This is a genomic window from Bacillus thuringiensis (genome assembly GCF_001182785.1).
Lineage (GTDB): Bacteria > Bacillota > Bacilli > Bacillales > Bacillaceae_G > Bacillus_A > Bacillus_A thuringiensis_S.
The window spans coordinates 1070370-1089216 of sequence record NZ_CP012099.1 but is presented as its reverse complement, the minus strand read 5'-3'; the positions used below and the strand labels follow the sequence as shown (position 1 = coordinate 1089216).

Below are 18847 nucleotides of genomic sequence, written 5' to 3'. Positions count from 1 at the left end.
TCTACAACCCTCCTTCTACTATACAACCTTGTTATTAAAGATAGATTTCTTCTTTCCAACTACTGGATTTAGATTGAACTACTATTAGATTTTCACTTTCCCATTTTAATGTACCCAAAAATCTTGCATACACCATTTCATTCCCTACCTCTTCCACCAATAATTGATCTCGAATCTTTAATCCCTTTTCATCATACACTTCACATCGTAGCTGGAAACCTTTAACACGATGAATTCCTTTTAATATGGCTATCTTCTTACGGCTTGGGCTTTTCTTAGGTGTCTTCCCAACTAAAAATATCCCTTCATAGTTTTGCTTCACAATCTCTTCTAAAGTCTCCTCTATATACCCTTTAACAATAGATGATGAAAGAGTAGAGTTTTCTTCAAGTCCAGGGACAACATATTGGCGTACTAATTTGCAAAACTCTTTGTATTTCTCTTCAACTGATTCCAGTGTTAAGAAATTCATAAAATCATAAGGAACCAGTATACTAATTTCACCCGATGCCCTATTCACTTTATATGAAACATCATTGTGCTCCTTAGCTAAACAATAAACAGTAACTTTCTCAATTTCTTTTAATCCCATCTCAAACTCGCTAACTTTCTTTGCGAAAATCAACTCAAAAATCCTAATTTCATGTACAAGCAAATAATGTTTTTTAGGACGTTTTTTTTTCCAATCGTAAAACTTTACTTCAAGCAATATAATTCACTCCTTTAAATTTATCACCATGCATCGGGGACCTATGATACCTTTTATTAATTTATTAAACTGTACTCCTTTTTCATTCTACCTTATCTATATTTTTAATATGCTCTACTCACAACGCACACGGTGACATAACAGCCATAAATACATCACTTCTCTCACCTGGTGCTATATACACTCCTTCTGCATCTAAATATTCAATGGCAAAGGCTGCTAGCTCATACGCCATTTCTTGATCGCATTCAAAAAATGGATTTATAAAAACCTCACTTCCTGTAATCTTTTGTAAATCTTTCAAACAGTTAGACTTACTTCTTGTATAATCAGCCACATTCTCATTAGCCCAAGACCACATCCAACTGTTACTCTTTCCAGACCAGGACCCTATAAAAACAACACTAAATTCAAGTAACACTTGACCATTTTTTTAAACTGTAATATACATTGATCTTGATCATACCAATACTCATCAAAGTTATCGATATTATAATCCGAAATGAATTTTTGCTGTTTACTTTCTAATTTGTCATAACACATATCAAGATAATTTTCGAATTGTTCATCCGTCATTGCCAATTATCACACGCTCCCTTCCTTCAAGATCTCCGCTACAAACAATATATCTTACTCTCTCAAAACCTATATAAAGTGAAACTTTAATTAGTCCTTACCAATCGGGCTTTTACCGGTATCCCCCCGCCCACATATCATATACCTTTCTACCACTAAGATATCTTAATATATACAAAGAAAGAAGAACTTATATAAGCCCTTCTTTCCATAAATTGTTTCTTTACTCCATCTAATTTATTTTATCACGATAAATAAATTCACTATTACACAAATGCACCCCAACCGTCTGTATATCCACCAAACTCTTCACCCAGTTTATTCAATTCCTTTTGCATCTCTACAATATCCTCATAAATTAAGAACATTTCTTTAGAACAAGTACATGTCCAATCTTCAAATTCTTCATTATGTACAATAAACTGATTAATCCTCTCTTGAACAAGTAAACTTAAATTATCAACATTACGATTATAATCATCAAATAAATCTGTTTCATAAATATCAGTTACATTACTAACACGATATATATTTGCATCTTCAATACGTTGAACCTTTTCGAATGTAAACTCCATAATACACCTTCTTTTCTCTCAAAGTTATATTTATTCCCATCCTATTCTCATTTAATAATATTAAGTTTATTATTCCTAATTGTTTTTATAAATCAATAATAATCTAATTCTCCTCATAGAGAATCCGCTTTTCACCTTATAATACGCTACTTGTAGAGTACGCATACCGTTCCCTTTTTCATATCTGTTTCGTATAACGGATTAATGTTGTCTCCATTAAAATCAAAATTCCGAATTATAGGCATTTAAATCCCTAGCTTCTTTAAAGTAATTTCTAAATTTATCATCAATATTTATATCGTTACTTAATAACAACATCAAACTGGAATCCCAACAAACAATTTCAAGTTTTGCTTGAGGGTGCTGGATATTTGGACTTGGTACCCAGAGTCCTTCGTTTCCATTTGCATAGGGCTCTACAAGCAAATTATTAATATCAATGTTTATAGATTTATCAAACGCAGATAGTACGCCCCAAATAAATTGAGGATTATATTTATTTACGATATTTGAAAGATCTTCACCTGCTATCCAAACTATTGGATGCGACATTTTAGGATAATCTCGGATAAGTTTCTCTTCCTGATGTGCGACAATCTCCATGTCTGTTATAAGCCAATTAAACTCTTTTTCCCTACCTTGAAATGAGTCAAAAACGGAAGCTAAAACTGTATGTTTAGATCCATATAAAATGAAGTTCATCCAATCCCTCCAATTAGTAACAATCAATAAATTAGCCTTCTTGAACTTATTATGTGTAGATGATTAAACAAATACCAATGAATACTGTTACCATACACAATATAATAGTTGTTGCAGTATCTAGCAAAATGCTTACGGCTAGGAAAATTATTGATTTAAGAGCAAAAGAAGGTCCTTTTTCTTTCCATTGCCGATAGATTTGTATCATTGCATAAATTAATGGAATCATACCACCTATAATCAGAATAATCCCTATTATTTCCCCCATGTTTCCCCTCCTTTTAAATATTCGAATCAATAAATATAATATATAATCATACGCCCTCAGAATATATCCTTATATTTTTGGAGTTATTCTACACATGCAAAACTCTCTAATCATAGCTACACTCGTATTAAGCGCATTGTTAAAAGTTATATAATCTTTCATTCTGTAATTAACGTAACTTTCCATCTGCTAAAAACTTTGCAATACAGCTTAACATTTTCTAGGGTATTAAGTTTCCTAAGATATCAATTAGCTCTTCTAATGCTCTTCCCAAATCGTTTATATTGTCTCGTTCATCAAAACCTTTTTCCATTAATTCATCTACTATAATATCTCTCAATTTATTTTTTCAGTTTCTATCATACTTAAGTCTTCATAAACATTTAACCATAGTAAATGTTTATTTTGTGATTCTAATGTCTGTTTCAATAAAATCTGCATCTCTTTATTTAATTTAAACAACCTTATTTTTCCTTTCCTTATGTATTTTGAACCTTTAGCAAAAGTTGTAATTACTTTACCTTTTTTATTTAAAACTACTACAGCCTGTTTACTAGTAGATTTAGTTCTACCACCACTTTGTATAACTTTTTCGCCAGTTTTAACGGCATTTAAAATGGCCTTAGATGATACTCCTATACCATTACGACCAATTGATTGATTGATTTATAGCATATTTAAGTATATTCAGTGATTTGACCTGCTACTGTTTTCTTATATTTGTACTTTAATGGCTGCTTTACAGCAAGCTTAGCTACTGGAACAAACCACGCTAAATGACCATCTGGATCTACCATCATAACCGAACTATTATCTGCATACGTATATCCATTTTGCGTCACTGGATCAGGATTCACCGATAAGGACACACCATGGTCTGGATTGTAATAACGTGCAATCAGATAATACATGCCAATTTCTTTATCATACATGTATCCCGCATATCCAAATGGATTATCTGCTGCGATACCTTTTTCGTCACTCTTTAATGCGTTACCCCACGAATACATTGCTTTCACCTTGTTTTGTGATCGCTACAATTTGGTCATCTTCGTTCCATGTATACTTATATTTTCAATCAGATGTACGATTGCCATTCGCATCATAAGTTAAAGATTCGTTTCCGAATTGTATAAGTTTATTTCCCATAGCATCAGCAGTACACATAAGGTTTTCTGTTTATTTAAAATAAAAAAGTGTATCTCAAAATCAAACTATTTGTTTAGATTTTGAGATACACTGAATTTACTTTTCTTTTTCAAAAACAACAGCCAATAATTATCAAAGATATTCTGATTAATAAATTAATTTTATTAATCAAGAACGCCCTATATGGAGTAAAGGCTGTTATGATTATATATTAGACTTACTACTAAAATCGTTACCACCCTATAACGTCTCTTTTTCAGCAAAAATACCAATAAATGTATTTCCATCTCCATTTTACTAATTATCTTCCCCTTTTCTTTTATAAAATCCCACTGGCTATCCCAACACACATACATAGAAAACAGTCTGCAAGAACGATAAGTTGTGAGTAGTTTACTGACGAGAAGATTCATAATCAAATATAACACATGATAGTATTACCAAAAATACTACACCACCATATTGTATAGCAAGAGGAATACCATTTAAAACAGACCCTAATATGTTTGTAAATGTAACAATAAAAAGTAGTGTAAGTATCGTTAACATAAGTACGGCTGAAAATAAGTAACCTTGTTTGATACATTTAAAAATCCAGCCTATTCCAATACATATTAAAATTATACGTACTGGATACTTTAAAAGTATCGAAAATAAATTCTCTACACTATTAAAATTCATCATCATATTCACCAAGATCACTTTCTGAATTTTTTATTATTTTAGCGATAGTTTTTATATGCTTTTTTATACCCTTTGTATGCTGCCGAACCAAAAACATAAGCATCTTCTATTAATCCAAAGCCCCAAAATGCTTTGAGACCTACTTTTAAACCTGCTTTTCTAGCAGCTTTATTTACATATGCTTTGTTATAGACCGGCTTATTTTTATTTATATAATTCTGTTTACCTGTAGCATACCCATAAAAATACCCTGCGCCCAAAGCCAACCCTTTTCCAATACTCAGATAACTATCAACCCACGCTTTCCCACCAGCTTTCGCGCCAGCCTTTGTTGCATACCAAATACGTTTTGCTTTCTTTTTCCATGCTTTATGCCCATCCGGATCCACCATCATCACCGGGATTATTATCACCATACGTATACCCATTCATTGTAACCGGATCATCTTCATCACCCGGATCAGGATCCACTGATAAGAACACTCCATGATCTGGATTATAATAACGCGCAATCAGATAATACATGCCAATTTCTTTATCATACATGTATCCGGCATATCCGAATGGATTGTCTGCGGCGATACCTTTTGCGTCACTTTTTAATACGTTACCCCATGCATCATATTCATACGTTGCTACAACTTCTCTATTTTGATCCGTCATCGCAACGACATCACCACGAGGGTTGTAGTGATAGTATAACGTTTGTCCTTTTGCTTTCATCGCTAGACGCGCGCCACTTGTTGAGTATACATATTGACGAAGAACATTTCCACTACCATCCGTCTCATATAACGGATTAATACTATCTCCATCATAGAAGTAACGTGTTACTTGACCATTTACGCTCTTTTCAATACGACGATTATTTTCATCGTATTTATAAGTTGCGAATGCATTGCTCTCACCTTGTTTTGTAATCGCTACAATTTGGTCATTTTCATTCCATGTATACTTGTACTTTCCGTCTGATGTACGATTGCCATTCGCATCATACGTTAACGATTCATTTCCGAATTTTACAAGTTGATTTCCTTCATTGAATGTTGCTGCTATAGACTTTGTTTCTTTTCCATTCTCTATAACTTTCACACTTGTACGGTTTCCAAATCCATCATATGTGTATGATTTAGTTGTTCCGTTTGGTAGTGCTTCATTTAATAATTGGTTAATCGGGTCGTATACAAAGTTTGTTTCTGTTACTTTTCCGCCTGCACCTTCATGTTTAATCTTCGTGCGGTTGCCTGATTGGTCATATTCATAGCGTTCCGAAAGTAGAATGCTATTTGATGTACCTACTACTAAATCTTTAATCTTGTTCGCATGGTCATAGTTGAAAGTAGAACCTGAACCATTTCCAGCTGTATACGTACGAACATTTCCTTGATCATCGTAATCAAATCGATACGTTTGCGAACCATCCGTCACACGAATGTTTTGATCTAGCGTGTTGTAGTCATACGATACTTTATTTGTGTATCCGCCTTGCGTTACTGTTTGTTCTTTTAGTTTTTCTGTCTTACTGTTTGCTTTATCGTGATATGCCCAGTCAACTTTTCCGCCTCGGCTATCCGTTGCGCTTGTGAAACGGTCAGCCTTGTCGTATGTTTTCGTGCGTTCTACGCCGTTGACAAGATCTTTCACTTTCGTAACTTGTCCATTTTGATCACGTTCAAATGTAAATGAATCTTTTCCGTTGTGCTTTTCGCCAACGACGCGATCTGCTGTATCATATACAGACTCTAAAATAGAACCGTTTGGCATTTTCGTTTTAATCTTGTTTGCATTTTCATCGTACATGTTTTCAATACGACGGTTTAACGCGTCGATATACACTGTATTTTTATTATCTACATCATATTCATATTTGTGTGTTTGTGTTTTCCCACCAAACATGACAGATTTCTCTGTTGTGTTTCCATTATGATCATAACGATAATTTACAATTGAAGTTTAAAGATAAATAAATCTATCATAAAAAAGAAAAGACGATTTCTTATCTCATTAATGCTTGTAGTATCCCCACCCCATTTAACGATTGATAAAATAAGACAAGGGCCTTTTGGAATCATCGGTTAAACTTGCAATTTAGTTGAAGAAGGAACGTAACTGATGATGCGGAAAAACGTAGTATATAGAAGACTATGTAAGGAGTTTGTCATATGATTGATAACAGAATTTCGAAAGATTATGATCATGAAATAGATGATTCTTTAAAAGAAATTACAGATACAACCATCTTACTTAATTTTCAAAAAGCGATTGTAAGTTTATATCCTCATCTAATACCAATTCATGCTTTTGCCTATGACGCATGGGATGATATTGTAATGCCATTGTTTTATGAGATGGTATATAAAACTTTTGCTTTTAAATACGGGATAGATATTAACTTTAAAGAAACTCATACCTATATGTTTTCGCTTAATAGTTATAAAGGGATACATCACATCGAGTGTGTTCCAAAGTGCACGACATTTAAGATTTATATTAACGAAGAATGGATTGAAATGGATAATAAAAGTTTGAAAGAAAATGTATTTGTATTTAAGTCATTTGGGGATGGATTGCATTTTCTAACTGGTGGAATTGAAATTGAAGATGCTTATCGTGTAGGATTTGACCTTGTTGAGGTTGATATTGTTTCTACCATAACAGGTCTTCCATCTAAAACAAGTATTTTTATTGATAAAGAGCATGTAGACTTTGTGTTTGTCGCAGAAACATATGATACAAATATCCAAAATTAAAAATTTTATGTAAGAACGTAGGAAGAATATCTTCATTACTACTCGTATCAAATAGTTGTTTGAACACGCTCCGCTATTATATATACAAACTTCCGACTACATTCCATATGAGAAAAAGTTATTACGATAAACAAAGAAAAGGTCTCCTAAAATATCTTTTAGGAGACCTTTTCTTATTAATAGATTTTGTAATTTAAGAGTGAACACTCTTAAATTACAAAATCCTCCGGAATAAACACTTTCACTTCTTTCGGCTGTACGTATACGAAATCACCCGCTTGAATGTTCAGCTGCTTGAACTGTTCTTTCGTAATTTCTGCTTCTAAATATTCATCTGTTCCGTCTCGTTTTAATTCTACATATACGACATTTCCGACTGCGTGAGAATAAGATACTTTTGCCGGGATTGCATCTATGCTTTGTTTCGTACGAGAGATTGATAAGTCATGCGGCCTTACGTAGGCTATTCCGTCTACGTTGGAAACGTGCTTATGCTCTGGCGCTTCTAGTTCGATTGATCCTACATTTAGCTTTCCTTTATGAACGCGGCCGTGAAATAAATTTACATTTCCTAAAAAGTCATATACAAACGGACTTGCTGGGTTTTCATATACTTCTTCCGGTGTTCCCATTTGTTCAATGCAGCCTTCATTCATTACAACGATGCGGTCTGCAACGTCTAATGCTTCCTCCTGATCATGCGTTACGAATACGCTCGTAATTTGAAATTCGTCATGTAATTTCCGGAGCCATCTTCGTAATTCTTTTCTCACCTTTGCATCGAGTGCACCGAACGGTTCATCGAGTAATAAAATTTTCGGTTCGACTGCAAGTGCCCGGGCTAGTGCAATACGTTGACGTTGTCCACCAGATAATTGCGCTGGATAACGTTTAGCAAAGCCATCCATTTTTACGAGCTTTAATAATTCTGTTACCTTTTCTTCTATCGCTTCTGCTGACGGTCTTAAGCTTTTCTTTCTTACTTTTAAACCGAAAGCGACATTCTCAAATACATTCATATGTTTAAAGAGCGCATAGTGCTGAAAGACGAAACCGACTTGCCTGTTTTTCACGTGAATGTCTGTTAAATCTTCCCCATCAAATGAAATAGAGCCTCCATCCGCTTCTTCTAATCCTGCAATAATGCGTAATAACGTCGTTTTCCCAGAACCTGACGGGCCTAATAAGGCAACAAGTTCACCTTTTGGAATATCCAAATGAATGTCTGTTAGTGCTTGAAATGTACCATATTGCTTTGATACACCTTGAATTTGAATACTCACCGTAATCCCCCTCTTATTGGCGTTTTTCCATTCGCCATTCAATCCAGTTTTTTATAACGAGTGTAAACACTGCAATTAATGACATTAACGTCGCTACTGCAAATGCTGCTGAAAATTGATATTCATTGTACAAAATTTCAATATGAAGCGGCATCGTATTCGTAATACCACGCACGTGACCTGATACGACAGAAACGGCTCCAAACTCACCGATAGCACGGGCATTACATAGAATCATGCCGTATAAAAGACCCCATTTTATATTTGGAAGTGTAACGCGCCAAAACATTTTCCAGCCACTTGCGCCAAGTGATAAAGCTGCCTCTTCTTCACTTTTCCCTTGCACCTGCATAATCGGAATTAATTCACGTGCAACGAACGGGAAGGTTACAAAGATTGTTGCGATAATAATGCCTGGTACAGAGAAAATGAGTTTCACTCCATGTTCAAGTAACCATTCGCCAAGAGCACCCCTCGGTGTGAAAAGTAAAACGAATACTAATCCTGCGATAACTGGTGACACAGCAAACGGTAGTTCAATAAGAGAGAGTAATACTTGTTTTCCTTTAAACTGAAACTTTGTAATAAGCCACGCGGCCGCTACCCCAAATATCGTATTAAGAGGCACAACGATTAACGCAACGAGAAGCGTTAATCTAATTGCTGAAAATGCTTCTTGATCTGTAATAGCGGCAATGTATACATCCATCCCTCTTTCAAAGGCTTTTAGAAAAATAGTTATGAGTGGCAGTAATAGAAAGAGAGATAAAAATAAAACTGTAATCGTAATTAATATGCCTGGTACAAGCTTAGATTCTTTTTTAGCTGATACGCTTTTTACTATTTTCTTTTCTAATACTGTTGGTTCCATCTTCTCTCCTCCTATTCACTTTTTAGTTCATGCCTTCTACTCCAGCTTTGAATCATATTAATAAGAAGAAGGAAAAGGAGAGAAATAATAAGCATCACGGTCGCTACAGCTGTTGCCCCCGCATAATCATATTGTTCTAGTTTCGTCATAATCATCAGTGGTGCAATTTCTGTTTTCATCGGCATATTACCTGCGATGAAAACGACAGATCCGTATTCTCCTAATGCTCTTGCAAATGCGAGTGAAAAACCTGCAAGAAGAGCGGGAAAGATCTCTGGTAAAATGATTTTCACAAATATTTGCAAGCGGGATGCACCTAAACTCGAAGCTGCCTCTTCTACTTCTTTATCAATATTTTGCAGCACTGGTTGCACCATTCGAACGACAAATGGTAAACCGATAAAAGTAAGCGCAACGATAATTCCGAGTGGTGTAAAAGCTACTTTTATGTGAAACAGACTAAATATTTTCCCAATCCATCCATTTTCCGCATAAAGCGTTGTAAGTGTAATACCAGCTACAGCTGTCGGAAGTGCAAACGGTAAATCAATGAGTCCGTCTAATAGTCGTTTCCCTGGAAATTTGTAGCGTACGAGCACCCAAGCTATTAATAAACCGAAAATGGCATTTACAATAGCAGCTGCAAATGAAGTTGTAAAACTAACTTGATAGGAATGCAACACACGCTCGTTCGTTATAACCCCAGCGAACTTCTTCCAACCTAACTGTGAAGTTTGAATAAATACGATAGAAAGTGGTATAAGTACGAATAAGCTCATGTACAACATTGTAAATCCAAGCGATAATCCAAACCCTGGTAAAACACGCTTCTTCCTCATCCTCTTTCACCTCATCCCCCTTTAGTAGTACGCATTATTTTTGATAAATTTTATCGAATACGCCGCCGTCATTAAAATGTTTTTCTTGTGCTTTTTTCCAGCCACCAAATAGTTCATCTACTGTAAATAATTGAACTTTCGGAAATTGGGATGCATATTTTTCTGCTACTTTTTCATTACGCGGACGATAAAAGTTTTTCGCCGCAATTTCCTGTCCTTTTTCTGAGTACAAATATTCAAGATACCCTTCTGCTACTTTTTTCGTTCCTTTTTTATCAACGACTTTATCTACAACCGCTACTGGTGGTTCTGCAAGTACACTAATAGAAGGGGTTACAATTTCAAATTTATCTTTTCCAAGCTCTTTTTGAGATAATAACGCTTCATTTTCCCATGCGATTAATACGTCACCAATTCCTTTTTCAACAAATGTTGTCGTTGCTCCGCGCGCTCCTGAATCTAATACTTCTACGTTTTTATAAATTTGGCTAACAAACTCTTTCGCCTTATCTTCACTATTATTATATTTTTTCAATGCGTATCCCCACGCCGCTAAATAGTTCCAACGTGCTCCGCCTGATGTTTTTGGATTTGGTGTAATGACAGACACACCTTTTTTCGTTAAATCATCCCAGTCTTTAATTCCTTTCGGGTTTCCTTTTCGAACAAGAAATACAATTGTTGACGTGTATGGAGTGGAATTATTCGCAAGTCGCTTCTGCCAATCTTCTGCTAGTTGTTTTTTCTTGCTAATGGCATCAATATCATAAGCAAGTGCTAGTGTAACAACGTCTGCTTCTAAGCCATCAATAACAGAACGCGCCTGACTTCCAGATCCCCCGTGTGATTGTTTTACATTTACTGTTTGCCCGTGCTTCTCTTTCCAATACTTCGCAAAATCTTTATTAAAATCTTGATATAACTCCCTAGTTGGATCATAAGAAACATTTAAAAGCTCAACTGTTTTTTTATCCCCACTTCCTTCAGAATTACTAGTGGATGTTGCCGAACCACACCCTGATAAAAGTACAACTGCTGATAATAAAACACCTGTACTTTTTATAAACGCTGCCTTACCCCACTTTTTCATCGTTAAGCCCCCTTAGTTTATACAATAGAAAAAGGCACACAATATATTCACAAATGTGAACATTGTGCGCCTTCAGTTTATCTGATTAGCTTCTAATGTATTGTATTCGATTTCTTTTCATTTTAATTCTGTAATTCATATGTGTCAACTTGGAATTTATTTTTATTTCTTCGGATTTTCATACAAACTCCCTCTACATGATAATCATTATCAATATGTAAGAAAATAATAAAACATCTCTTTTTTATTTTCTACATAAATACGCTTTCCGATCATTTTTAAACAATAAATAATGTGCTGTATGAACTTTTCTCTCTACATAATCGATTGAATACGTACTGGCTGGATCTACCAAATCCCCGATCGCCCCTGAAAGGTGGTCAATTACTTTCTGCAATGTTTCTAGATTCTTCTTTTCACTCTCCACATTCATTGCATCCATAATATCACAAATCAAATATTGTACGTTCCGTAAGCGCAATTCCTTTTGTTCCATACATATATCCCCCCGTATTAGTTATATTACGGTTTAAATATATGGTTTTATAGCTTAGTCAATTCTAAAAAACAAAAGATATCCCAAAGGGGATATCTTTCTCCATTATACTTGCATCGCTTTCTCTCTCAATGCTCTTCTTAACAATTTACCCGTCGTATTCTTCGGCAATTCTATTAAAAACTCAATGCTTTTCGGCACTTTATATTTCGCTAAATGTAACGCACAGTAATGCATTAGTTCTTCTTCTGTTACGTTTGCTTGCTTCAAAACGACGTACGCCCGCACAGCTTCTCCTAAGTTTTCATCAGGAACACCGATTACAACAACTTCCGCTACTGATTCGTGCGTATATAATACTTCTTCTACTTCACGAGGATATACGTTATAACCGCCAACTAGGACGATATCTTTTTTACGATCAACGATATAGAAGTAACCTTCTTCATCCATTTTCGCTAAGTCACCTGTATATAGCCAGCCGTCTTTCAATGTCGCAGCTGTATCTTCTGGTGCATTATAGTATCCTTTCATAACGTTAGGTCCGCGAACGATTAATTCGCCGACTGCGCCGACAGGTACTTCTTCCCCAAGTTCATTTACAATTTTATTTTCTACATGCCAAATATTTGTGCCAATTGATCCTGGTTTACGAGGACGATCTAGCGGGTTGAAACAAGTAACTGGTGATGCCTCTGATAAACCGTATCCTTCTGAAACAATAACGTTAAAACGTTTTTCAAAGTTTTGCAGAAGAGCAACAGGCATCGATGCACCACCGGAAATACAAAGGCGAAGCGTCTTCACATCTTCTGCGCTTGCTTCTTCAAATAAATATAAATAATTGTACATCGTCGGTACGCCAGCAAAGATCGTTGGTTCGTACGTACGACAAATACGGAATACTTCTTTCGGACTAAATTTCGGTAACATTAAAATCGTTGCTCCGTTCACAATCGGTGCATTTACCGCAACTGTTAAACAGAATACATGGAACATTGGCAGTGCCGCAACGACGCGATCGTCAGCAGTAAATTGTAAATAAGACGCAACATCATTCGCATTACTATATAAATTTTTATGTGTTAACATAGCGCCTTTCGGTTTTCCAGTTGTACCTGAAGTGTATAGGATAACCGCTACATCTTCTTCATCTAGTTCAGGGCCTTCGTATTGTAAATCTCCAGCTCCCACAAAACTAGTAAACGTTTTCATTTTTTCGGTTTCTGTATGGTTAAAATCTGATGAGGTTTCGCATATGATGATGTTTTCTAATGAAGGAAGTCTTGTTGTAAGAGATTGTATAACAGGTAGAAGGACGTCGAGTACGATGATTGTTTTTACATCTCCATTTTGTAAAATGTAATGCATTTCGTCTGCTGTATAAATTGGATTAACTGGAATAACAGTTGCTCCGGCTTTCATTGTTCCGTATAAACCGACCAAAAAATGTGGCGAGTTCCCAACAACTAATGCGACATTGTCCCCTTTTCCAATGCCCATTTCTGCTAAATTGCTAGAAAACCTTGTGACCATTTTGTTTAATTGGTCATATGAGACCGACTGATCCATAAATATATAAGCCGGTTTATCCCCCTTCTTTTTTGCCGTTTCAGCCAAAGATTGAACGAGATTCACAAAAACCCCACCTTTATAAAATTTAGAATATTTAAAAATTCTAAATTAATTATATTAAAAGAAAATTAAAGTGGCAAGTGATATTCTATTAACTGCATATAGACAGATCAACTACTCTTAGTTTACTTTGGAAGAATAAGGGGATTTTGTTTGCAAGTAATTTATGAAACTAGACCAGAAATCATTTTAGGATAATATGCATTCATCTTTTCTCTAAGTTTATTAAGTTCCTCTTTATTTAACGTCGTATGCTCTCCAAACAAGTTGATCGCGTCCGCTCCATTTTCATGAAAATACACGGTAACATATAACGTCGGTAACCCTTTGTTGTTTTCATCTATTGATAAGACGACATCTGGCGTTTTATTAACAGTGCTGAATGTTTCATTTCTTTTCCACTTCTTATTTTGAAACATGTCTTGTATATCATGTATCTTTCGTTTGTTATCTGTATGCGTAAAATATATAACATTATCCTCCGCTGGTTTTCCGATAGACAAAATTGTACGACTTGAGGGCGATTCACTGTTACACGCCGTCATTCCGATGACGAAGCTGAGTAATAATACAACGTACATTACCCTTTTCATATCAATCCGCCTCCTTTTGAATATATATATTCCTTTATAAGAGGTAGATGTCCTGTGATTTTATGTTTTGTGGTAAATGAAATTATATGAGCGATTTTTCAGTTATATCAGCGCAGCTCGATTTATATCGGCGATTTTCCAAATATATCAGCGCAACTCGGTTTATATCGGCGATTCTCCAAATATATCAGCGCAACTTAATTTATATCGGCGATTTTTCAGTTATATCGACTTACCGACAAAGCCTGACAATCTACGCAAAAAGAAAGAGGCTGCCCGTTATGGTAGCCTCCCTTATTTTTAGAAGAATAAATGTAAGAAATCTTCTGTTGTAATGTTACCGAAGTAGCGTGCGATATCTACGCCTTCTAAAGCTGCAGTGAATGCATCTTTATCGAACTGAATGCCTGTTAGACGCTCTTCAATATCATGAACATCTAGTGAACCAAAGAAGTCGCCGTAAATTTTACATTCTGTTACTGTTCCTTTTTTCACTTCAAGACGAACATCAACTTGTCCAACTGGGAAGCGGTGTGAATGTTGTAAGTTGAACTTCGGTGATTTTCCGTAGTTCCAATCCCAATTTTGGTAACGTTCTTCAGAAAGTTTGTGGATCTCTTTCCAATCATGTTCTGTTAATTCGTACGTTGGGATTTCTGTTTCTCCTTCGAAAATTGTTTCTAGAAGAAGTTGTCTGAACTCTTCTGTCGTCATTTCTTCGTTTAGAAACTCTGTAATGTTCGCAACGCGGCTACGGATTGATTTAATTCCTTTTGATTGAATCTTATCCATTTTTACTTTTAGCGCTGATACGACGTGATCGATTTCAGAGTCAAATAGTAACGTACCGTGACTGAACATACGACCTTTCGTTGAGAACTGCGCGTTACCTGAAATTTTTCTACCTTCAGCTAAAATGTCGTTACGACCACTTAGTTCTGCATTTACGCCTAATTTACCAAGCGCTTTCGTTACAGGCTCAGTAAATTTTTTGAAGTTACTGAAACTATCTCCATCATCTTTCGTAATAAAGCTGAAGTTTAAGTTTCCTAAATCATGATATACTGCGCCTCCGCCTGATAGACGACGAACGACATGAATACCTTTTTCTTTTACGTAATCTGCATTAATTTCTTCTACTGTGTTTTGGTTTTTACCAATGATAATCGAAGGCTCATTAATGTAAAACAGTAAATATGTTTCGTTAATATCTAAATTCTTCACACAATATTCTTCAATCGCTAAGTTTATTCTAGGATCTGTAATTCCTTTATTATCAATAAATAACATCGTATCACCTCATGAGTTCCATACGTAGCCACTATGCGCTAGCGTAATATGGCCACTGAAAATTTGTTTTGCTTCTGTTACTAAATCAGATGGGTTGCCTGTATGCGGTAAGTGCGTTAATAAAAGTTCTTTTACATTCGCATCTTTTGCAATACTTGCTACTTCTGTACTATTCATATGCCCTGCTTTTGCAGCCTCTTGATGTGCATACATATTACACTCACAAATGAAAAGATCAGCATCTTTTGTGAATGGAATGAATTCAGGAATATAACTTGAATCAGCGCTGTATACTACAGCATCATCTCCAGCTGTAATACGCATCGCAAAGCATGTAACAGGATGAACAGTTTTTAAGAACGAAATCGAGAATGGTCCAACTTGAAGTGTTTCTTCTGGATTGTACGCGATTCCTTTCGTATGTGGTTCATGTGTTAAAGAATGGAATCCATTCTCGTCAAACGTATGACCGTATATTGGTAATTCCGGTAGTTGCCTTGTTATCGCACTCGTAATTAATCTCGCATATTGCAATACCCCAATGTCTGCAACATGATCGTGATGATAATGCGAAAGTACAACTGCATCTATATCAGATGGTGTTATATATTTTTGAAGCTGTGCTAGTACACCACTACCACAGTCTACAAGTAAACGAAAACCATCGTGTTCAAACAAATACCCCGACGTTGCTTCTCCCGCTTCTGGAAAGCCGCCCCAAAAGCCGACAACAGTCATTTTCATATGTATCCATCCTTTCTAAAACCGAGTAGGAATGCAGTTTTTCTCCGTACTTGAGAAAGTTTTTTACTTACATCCTACATTGTTAACTATAATCCATTTCCTAAACTTTTTCATTAATTTTCAATTTTGTTATAAAACAGTTGTTGACTTTTATTTTTTGTACTAATACAATGATAGTAAGAAATGGAAATGGAGGGATTGACATGATCGATCAACCAATGGAGTTTTTCAGAAATTTACCGACGAAAACTTGTGCGCACTGTGGGAAAGAAATTGATGAGCAACACGAAGCATACCATAACAAATGTGATGACTGCGTTCACGAAGAATAGTAGTTTGTGAACGTAAGAAAACCTAGCAGACATAGTCTACTAGGCTAATAACATCTTATCCTTCATCGTTGAACCTTTCACCAAGAGCTCCAGTTCAAACTCATACAATTCTTTTTTTCGATAATTTTTCGTATGGATTTTATCCATCATCAGGTCGACAACTTTTCGGGCCATTTCATCAATTGGCTGTTCAATTGTCGTAATACCTGGTTCTGTAATCTGCGATAATATTTGATTATCAAAACCGATAACAGCGAGATCATCTGGAATGCTCAAGTTATGGTGCTTCGCCTCTGAGATAATTCCAGCTGCTACCTCATCGCCTCCTGCCAAAATCGCGGTAGGATTTTTTTTGTCCTTTAATACTTCATGGAATATTCGTTTTCCATCCTCCCAAGAGAAAGCGTTTTCAAGAAAATCAATCGCTTCTACTTGGCGGCTCTTCTCAGTTATTGCACGTAAAAAGCCCATTTTTCGCTGCTGGCTAACTAATTTGGTTTCGTTACCACGGCAAAAAATAAGATTACGATACCCTTGATCTAACACATGCTTCGCAGCTATGTATGCTCCTTGCGCATGATCAAACTTCACTGTTGGAATATTTGCTTCCTCAATATATTCATTACATAACACGATTGGACCGTGCTGTAAGTATGGCTCTACATCTTCCCACGGATTTTCTAGTGAACATAGAATAATCCCATCTACTTGTTTCGTAGATAATAATTGTAAATACTCCATCTCTTTTTCTGGTAAATATCTTGTTTGACAAATAATCAGTTTATATTTATGTTCAGAAGCTGCAATCTCGATTGCTTCAATAAATCTACTGAAAAAAGGATTTGTAATCCTTGGAACTAGCACCGCAATTGTTTCCGTTTTTTGTTTACGAAGCCTTCTCGCCGCAGAATTAGGAACGAAGCCTAAATGCTTCATTGCTAATTGAACCCTTTTTTTCTTCTCATCTGAAACATATGGATGATTATTAATCACCCTAGAAACCGTTGTCCTTGATAACCCCGCTAATTTCGCCACGTCCTCTATAGTCGACACGAAATTCTCCCCCTTTGCATGAAAACGTTTTCTTAAATTGATTATATAGTATATTATTGGAAACTGCAATATCGGTTGTTATGATTTTACTATATTAATATTATACATAGGAAAAAGTCTGTTAATGGGAGGGGAATATATAATACTTTTAGAAGTTTATAGAAAGCATATTTATAAAAATTGAAGGAGATATTTCATGAATCGGACAGATCGTTTATTAGCTATATTAATTGAATTACAAAGAAGACAAACTGTTACAGCACAAAGCTTAGCTGAAAAATTTGAGACAAGTATAAGAACCATTTATCGAGATATGGATGCACTTAGTGAATCTGGCGTCCCACTTTTCGCAATGCCCGGCCACGGTTATTCATTAATGGATGGTTATTTTTTGCCTCCCATTCAACTTACACCTGAAGAAGCTGTTACTCTTTTACTAGGCGGTGATTATATAGAGAAAACTTTCACTTCTTCTTTTTCTGTACATGCGCAATCGGCAAAAGAGAAACTTGAAATTGTCCTACCTGCTGATCAAAAACAGAAAGCCCGGGAACTACGAGGAACCTTCCGTTTCCTTTCTCCCATATTTTCACACAAACAACCTGAACAAGAAAAACTAGAAAACCAACTTCTCCTGTTGCAAGAATCTATTCAAAAAGAACAAGCTATCTCTTTTTCTTATCGTAAACCGAGAGAAACTACAAAAATAAAACGGACTGTTCATCCTTACGGTTTAGTCAACATTTCAGGGATTTGGTACATCGTTGCTCATTGTTTACTTCGAAAACAAATACGTAATTTTCGTTTAGATCGTATGGATACATTACAGCAAGAACAAGAATTCTTCACAAAACCGAAAGACTTTTCTTTACAAAACTACAAACCCGAAAGCAATCGTACTGTTACGGTTCGCTTATTATTCCCATCTCATATTGCACATAAGATTATTGAATCTCGCTACTTTTTTATAGATTCATACGAGCACAAAGACAATGGCTTTCATGTCTTGTTGAAATCAAGAAACATAGACGAAGTATTTCAATGGGTATTGAGCTGGGGAAGCCAAGTGCAAGTACTTGAGCCAAAAATTCTTTCTGAGAAAATCCATGATGAAGCAAAAAAAATGTTAAAACTTTAATTTCACTACTGACATAATGTTGTCAGTATCCCTCCTTTATAGTAAGTATTAACAAATACATTTTTATAAA

17 protein-coding genes and 3 pseudogenes are annotated in these 18847 nt (G+C 35.5%); 3 read left to right on the top strand and 17 right to left on the bottom strand.

Annotated elements, in window-relative coordinates; all coding sequences use genetic code 11:
* Positions 1-34: 34 nt before the first annotated feature.
* The 7 genes and pseudogenes from AC241_RS05605 to AC241_RS05565 form a co-directional block, all read right to left on the bottom strand.
* A complete protein-coding gene (locus AC241_RS05605) occupies positions 35-709 on the bottom strand; it encodes a hypothetical protein (protein ID WP_050842818.1) in 675 nt (224 codons plus the stop codon).
* Positions 710-827: 118 nt separating this feature from the next.
* Positions 828-1291, bottom strand: a pseudogene (locus AC241_RS05600) (DUF6882 domain-containing protein).
* 260 nt (positions 1292-1551) lie between these two features.
* Positions 1552-1860 carry a ribonuclease E inhibitor RraB gene (locus AC241_RS35670; protein ID WP_050842816.1) on the bottom strand — a complete coding sequence of 103 codons (309 nt, stop codon included), beginning with the start codon at positions 1858-1860 and terminating at the stop codon, positions 1552-1554.
* 222 nt (positions 1861-2082) lie between these two features.
* Positions 2083-2562: a hypothetical protein gene (locus AC241_RS05590; protein ID WP_016082555.1), complete on the bottom strand. Its 480-nt coding sequence runs from the start codon at positions 2560-2562 to the stop codon at positions 2083-2085.
* 49 nt (positions 2563-2611) lie between these two features.
* Complete coding sequence (locus AC241_RS05585) at positions 2612-2830, bottom strand: hypothetical protein (RefSeq protein ID WP_050842815.1); 219 nt, start codon at positions 2828-2830, stop codon at positions 2612-2614.
* Positions 2831-3588: 758 nt separating this feature from the next.
* A pseudogene (locus tag AC241_RS32650) lies at positions 3589-3976 on the bottom strand (RHS repeat-associated core domain-containing protein); the annotation flags it as partial.
* Between the two features lie 725 nt (positions 3977-4701).
* Positions 4702-6499: pseudogene (locus AC241_RS05565) on the bottom strand (RHS repeat domain-containing protein).
* A 326-nt stretch (positions 6500-6825) separates the two neighbouring features.
* Between AC241_RS05565 and AC241_RS05560 the strand changes: the two are divergent.
* Positions 6826-7413: a hypothetical protein gene (locus AC241_RS05560; RefSeq protein WP_000566764.1), complete on the top strand. Its 588-nt coding sequence runs from the start codon at positions 6826-6828 to the stop codon at positions 7411-7413.
* Between the two features lie 209 nt (positions 7414-7622).
* On the opposite strand, the gene AC241_RS05555 is transcribed toward AC241_RS05560, so the two are convergent.
* The 9 genes from AC241_RS05555 to AC241_RS05510 all read right to left on the bottom strand — a co-directional run bounded on the left by AC241_RS05555 (position 7623) and on the right by AC241_RS05510 (position 16254).
* Positions 7623-8696, bottom strand: coding sequence for a sulfate/molybdate ABC transporter ATP-binding protein (locus AC241_RS05555; protein ID WP_029442090.1), 1074 nt, complete (start codon positions 8694-8696; stop codon positions 7623-7625).
* Positions 8697-8709: 13 nt separating this feature from the next.
* Complete coding sequence (gene cysW, locus AC241_RS05550) at positions 8710-9567, bottom strand: sulfate ABC transporter permease subunit CysW (RefSeq protein WP_050842813.1); 858 nt, start codon at positions 9565-9567, stop codon at positions 8710-8712.
* Positions 9568-9578: 11 nt separating this feature from the next.
* On the bottom strand, positions 9579-10406 hold the full coding sequence (gene cysT, locus AC241_RS05545) for a sulfate ABC transporter permease subunit CysT (RefSeq protein WP_001227879.1): 828 nt from the start codon (positions 10404-10406) through the stop codon (positions 9579-9581).
* Between the two features lie 34 nt (positions 10407-10440).
* Positions 10441-11496 (bottom strand): sulfate ABC transporter substrate-binding protein, encoded by a 1056-nt coding sequence (locus AC241_RS05540; RefSeq protein ID WP_050842811.1) that lies wholly within the window; start codon positions 11494-11496, stop codon positions 10441-10443.
* A 244-nt stretch (positions 11497-11740) separates the two neighbouring features.
* On the bottom strand, positions 11741-11992 hold the full coding sequence (locus AC241_RS05535; protein ID WP_029442087.1) for a hypothetical protein: 252 nt from the start codon (positions 11990-11992) through the stop codon (positions 11741-11743).
* 105 nt (positions 11993-12097) lie between these two features.
* Positions 12098-13630: a fatty acid--CoA ligase family protein gene (locus AC241_RS05530; protein WP_001055170.1), complete on the bottom strand. Its 1533-nt coding sequence runs from the start codon at positions 13628-13630 to the stop codon at positions 12098-12100.
* 161 nt (positions 13631-13791) lie between these two features.
* Positions 13792-14220 (bottom strand): hypothetical protein, encoded by a 429-nt coding sequence (locus tag AC241_RS05525; RefSeq protein ID WP_050842809.1) that lies wholly within the window; start codon positions 14218-14220, stop codon positions 13792-13794.
* Between the two features lie 300 nt (positions 14221-14520).
* Positions 14521-15510, bottom strand: a complete 990-nt coding sequence (locus AC241_RS05515; protein ID WP_016082564.1) for a lipoate--protein ligase — start codon at positions 15508-15510, stop codon at positions 14521-14523.
* 9 nt (positions 15511-15519) lie between these two features.
* Positions 15520-16254, bottom strand: a complete 735-nt coding sequence (locus tag AC241_RS05510) for an MBL fold metallo-hydrolase (protein ID WP_050842805.1) — start codon at positions 16252-16254, stop codon at positions 15520-15522.
* Between the two features lie 203 nt (positions 16255-16457).
* Between AC241_RS05510 and yhfH the strand changes: the two genes are divergently transcribed.
* Positions 16458-16586 (top strand): protein YhfH, encoded by a 129-nt coding sequence (gene yhfH / locus AC241_RS05505; RefSeq protein WP_000567010.1) that lies wholly within the window; start codon positions 16458-16460, stop codon positions 16584-16586.
* A gap of 39 nt (positions 16587-16625) precedes the next feature.
* Here yhfH and AC241_RS05500 read toward each other — a convergent pair whose 3' ends face one another.
* Complete coding sequence (locus AC241_RS05500; RefSeq protein WP_016082566.1) at positions 16626-17639, bottom strand: LacI family DNA-binding transcriptional regulator; 1014 nt, start codon at positions 17637-17639, stop codon at positions 16626-16628.
* A gap of 196 nt (positions 17640-17835) precedes the next feature.
* Here AC241_RS05500 and AC241_RS05495 point away from each other — a divergent pair, with 196 nt between their 5' ends.
* Positions 17836-18777 carry a helix-turn-helix transcriptional regulator gene (locus AC241_RS05495; RefSeq protein WP_043936588.1) on the top strand — a complete coding sequence of 314 codons (942 nt, stop codon included), beginning with the start codon at positions 17836-17838 and terminating at the stop codon, positions 18775-18777.
* The last annotated feature ends 70 nt before the right edge of the window (positions 18778-18847 follow it).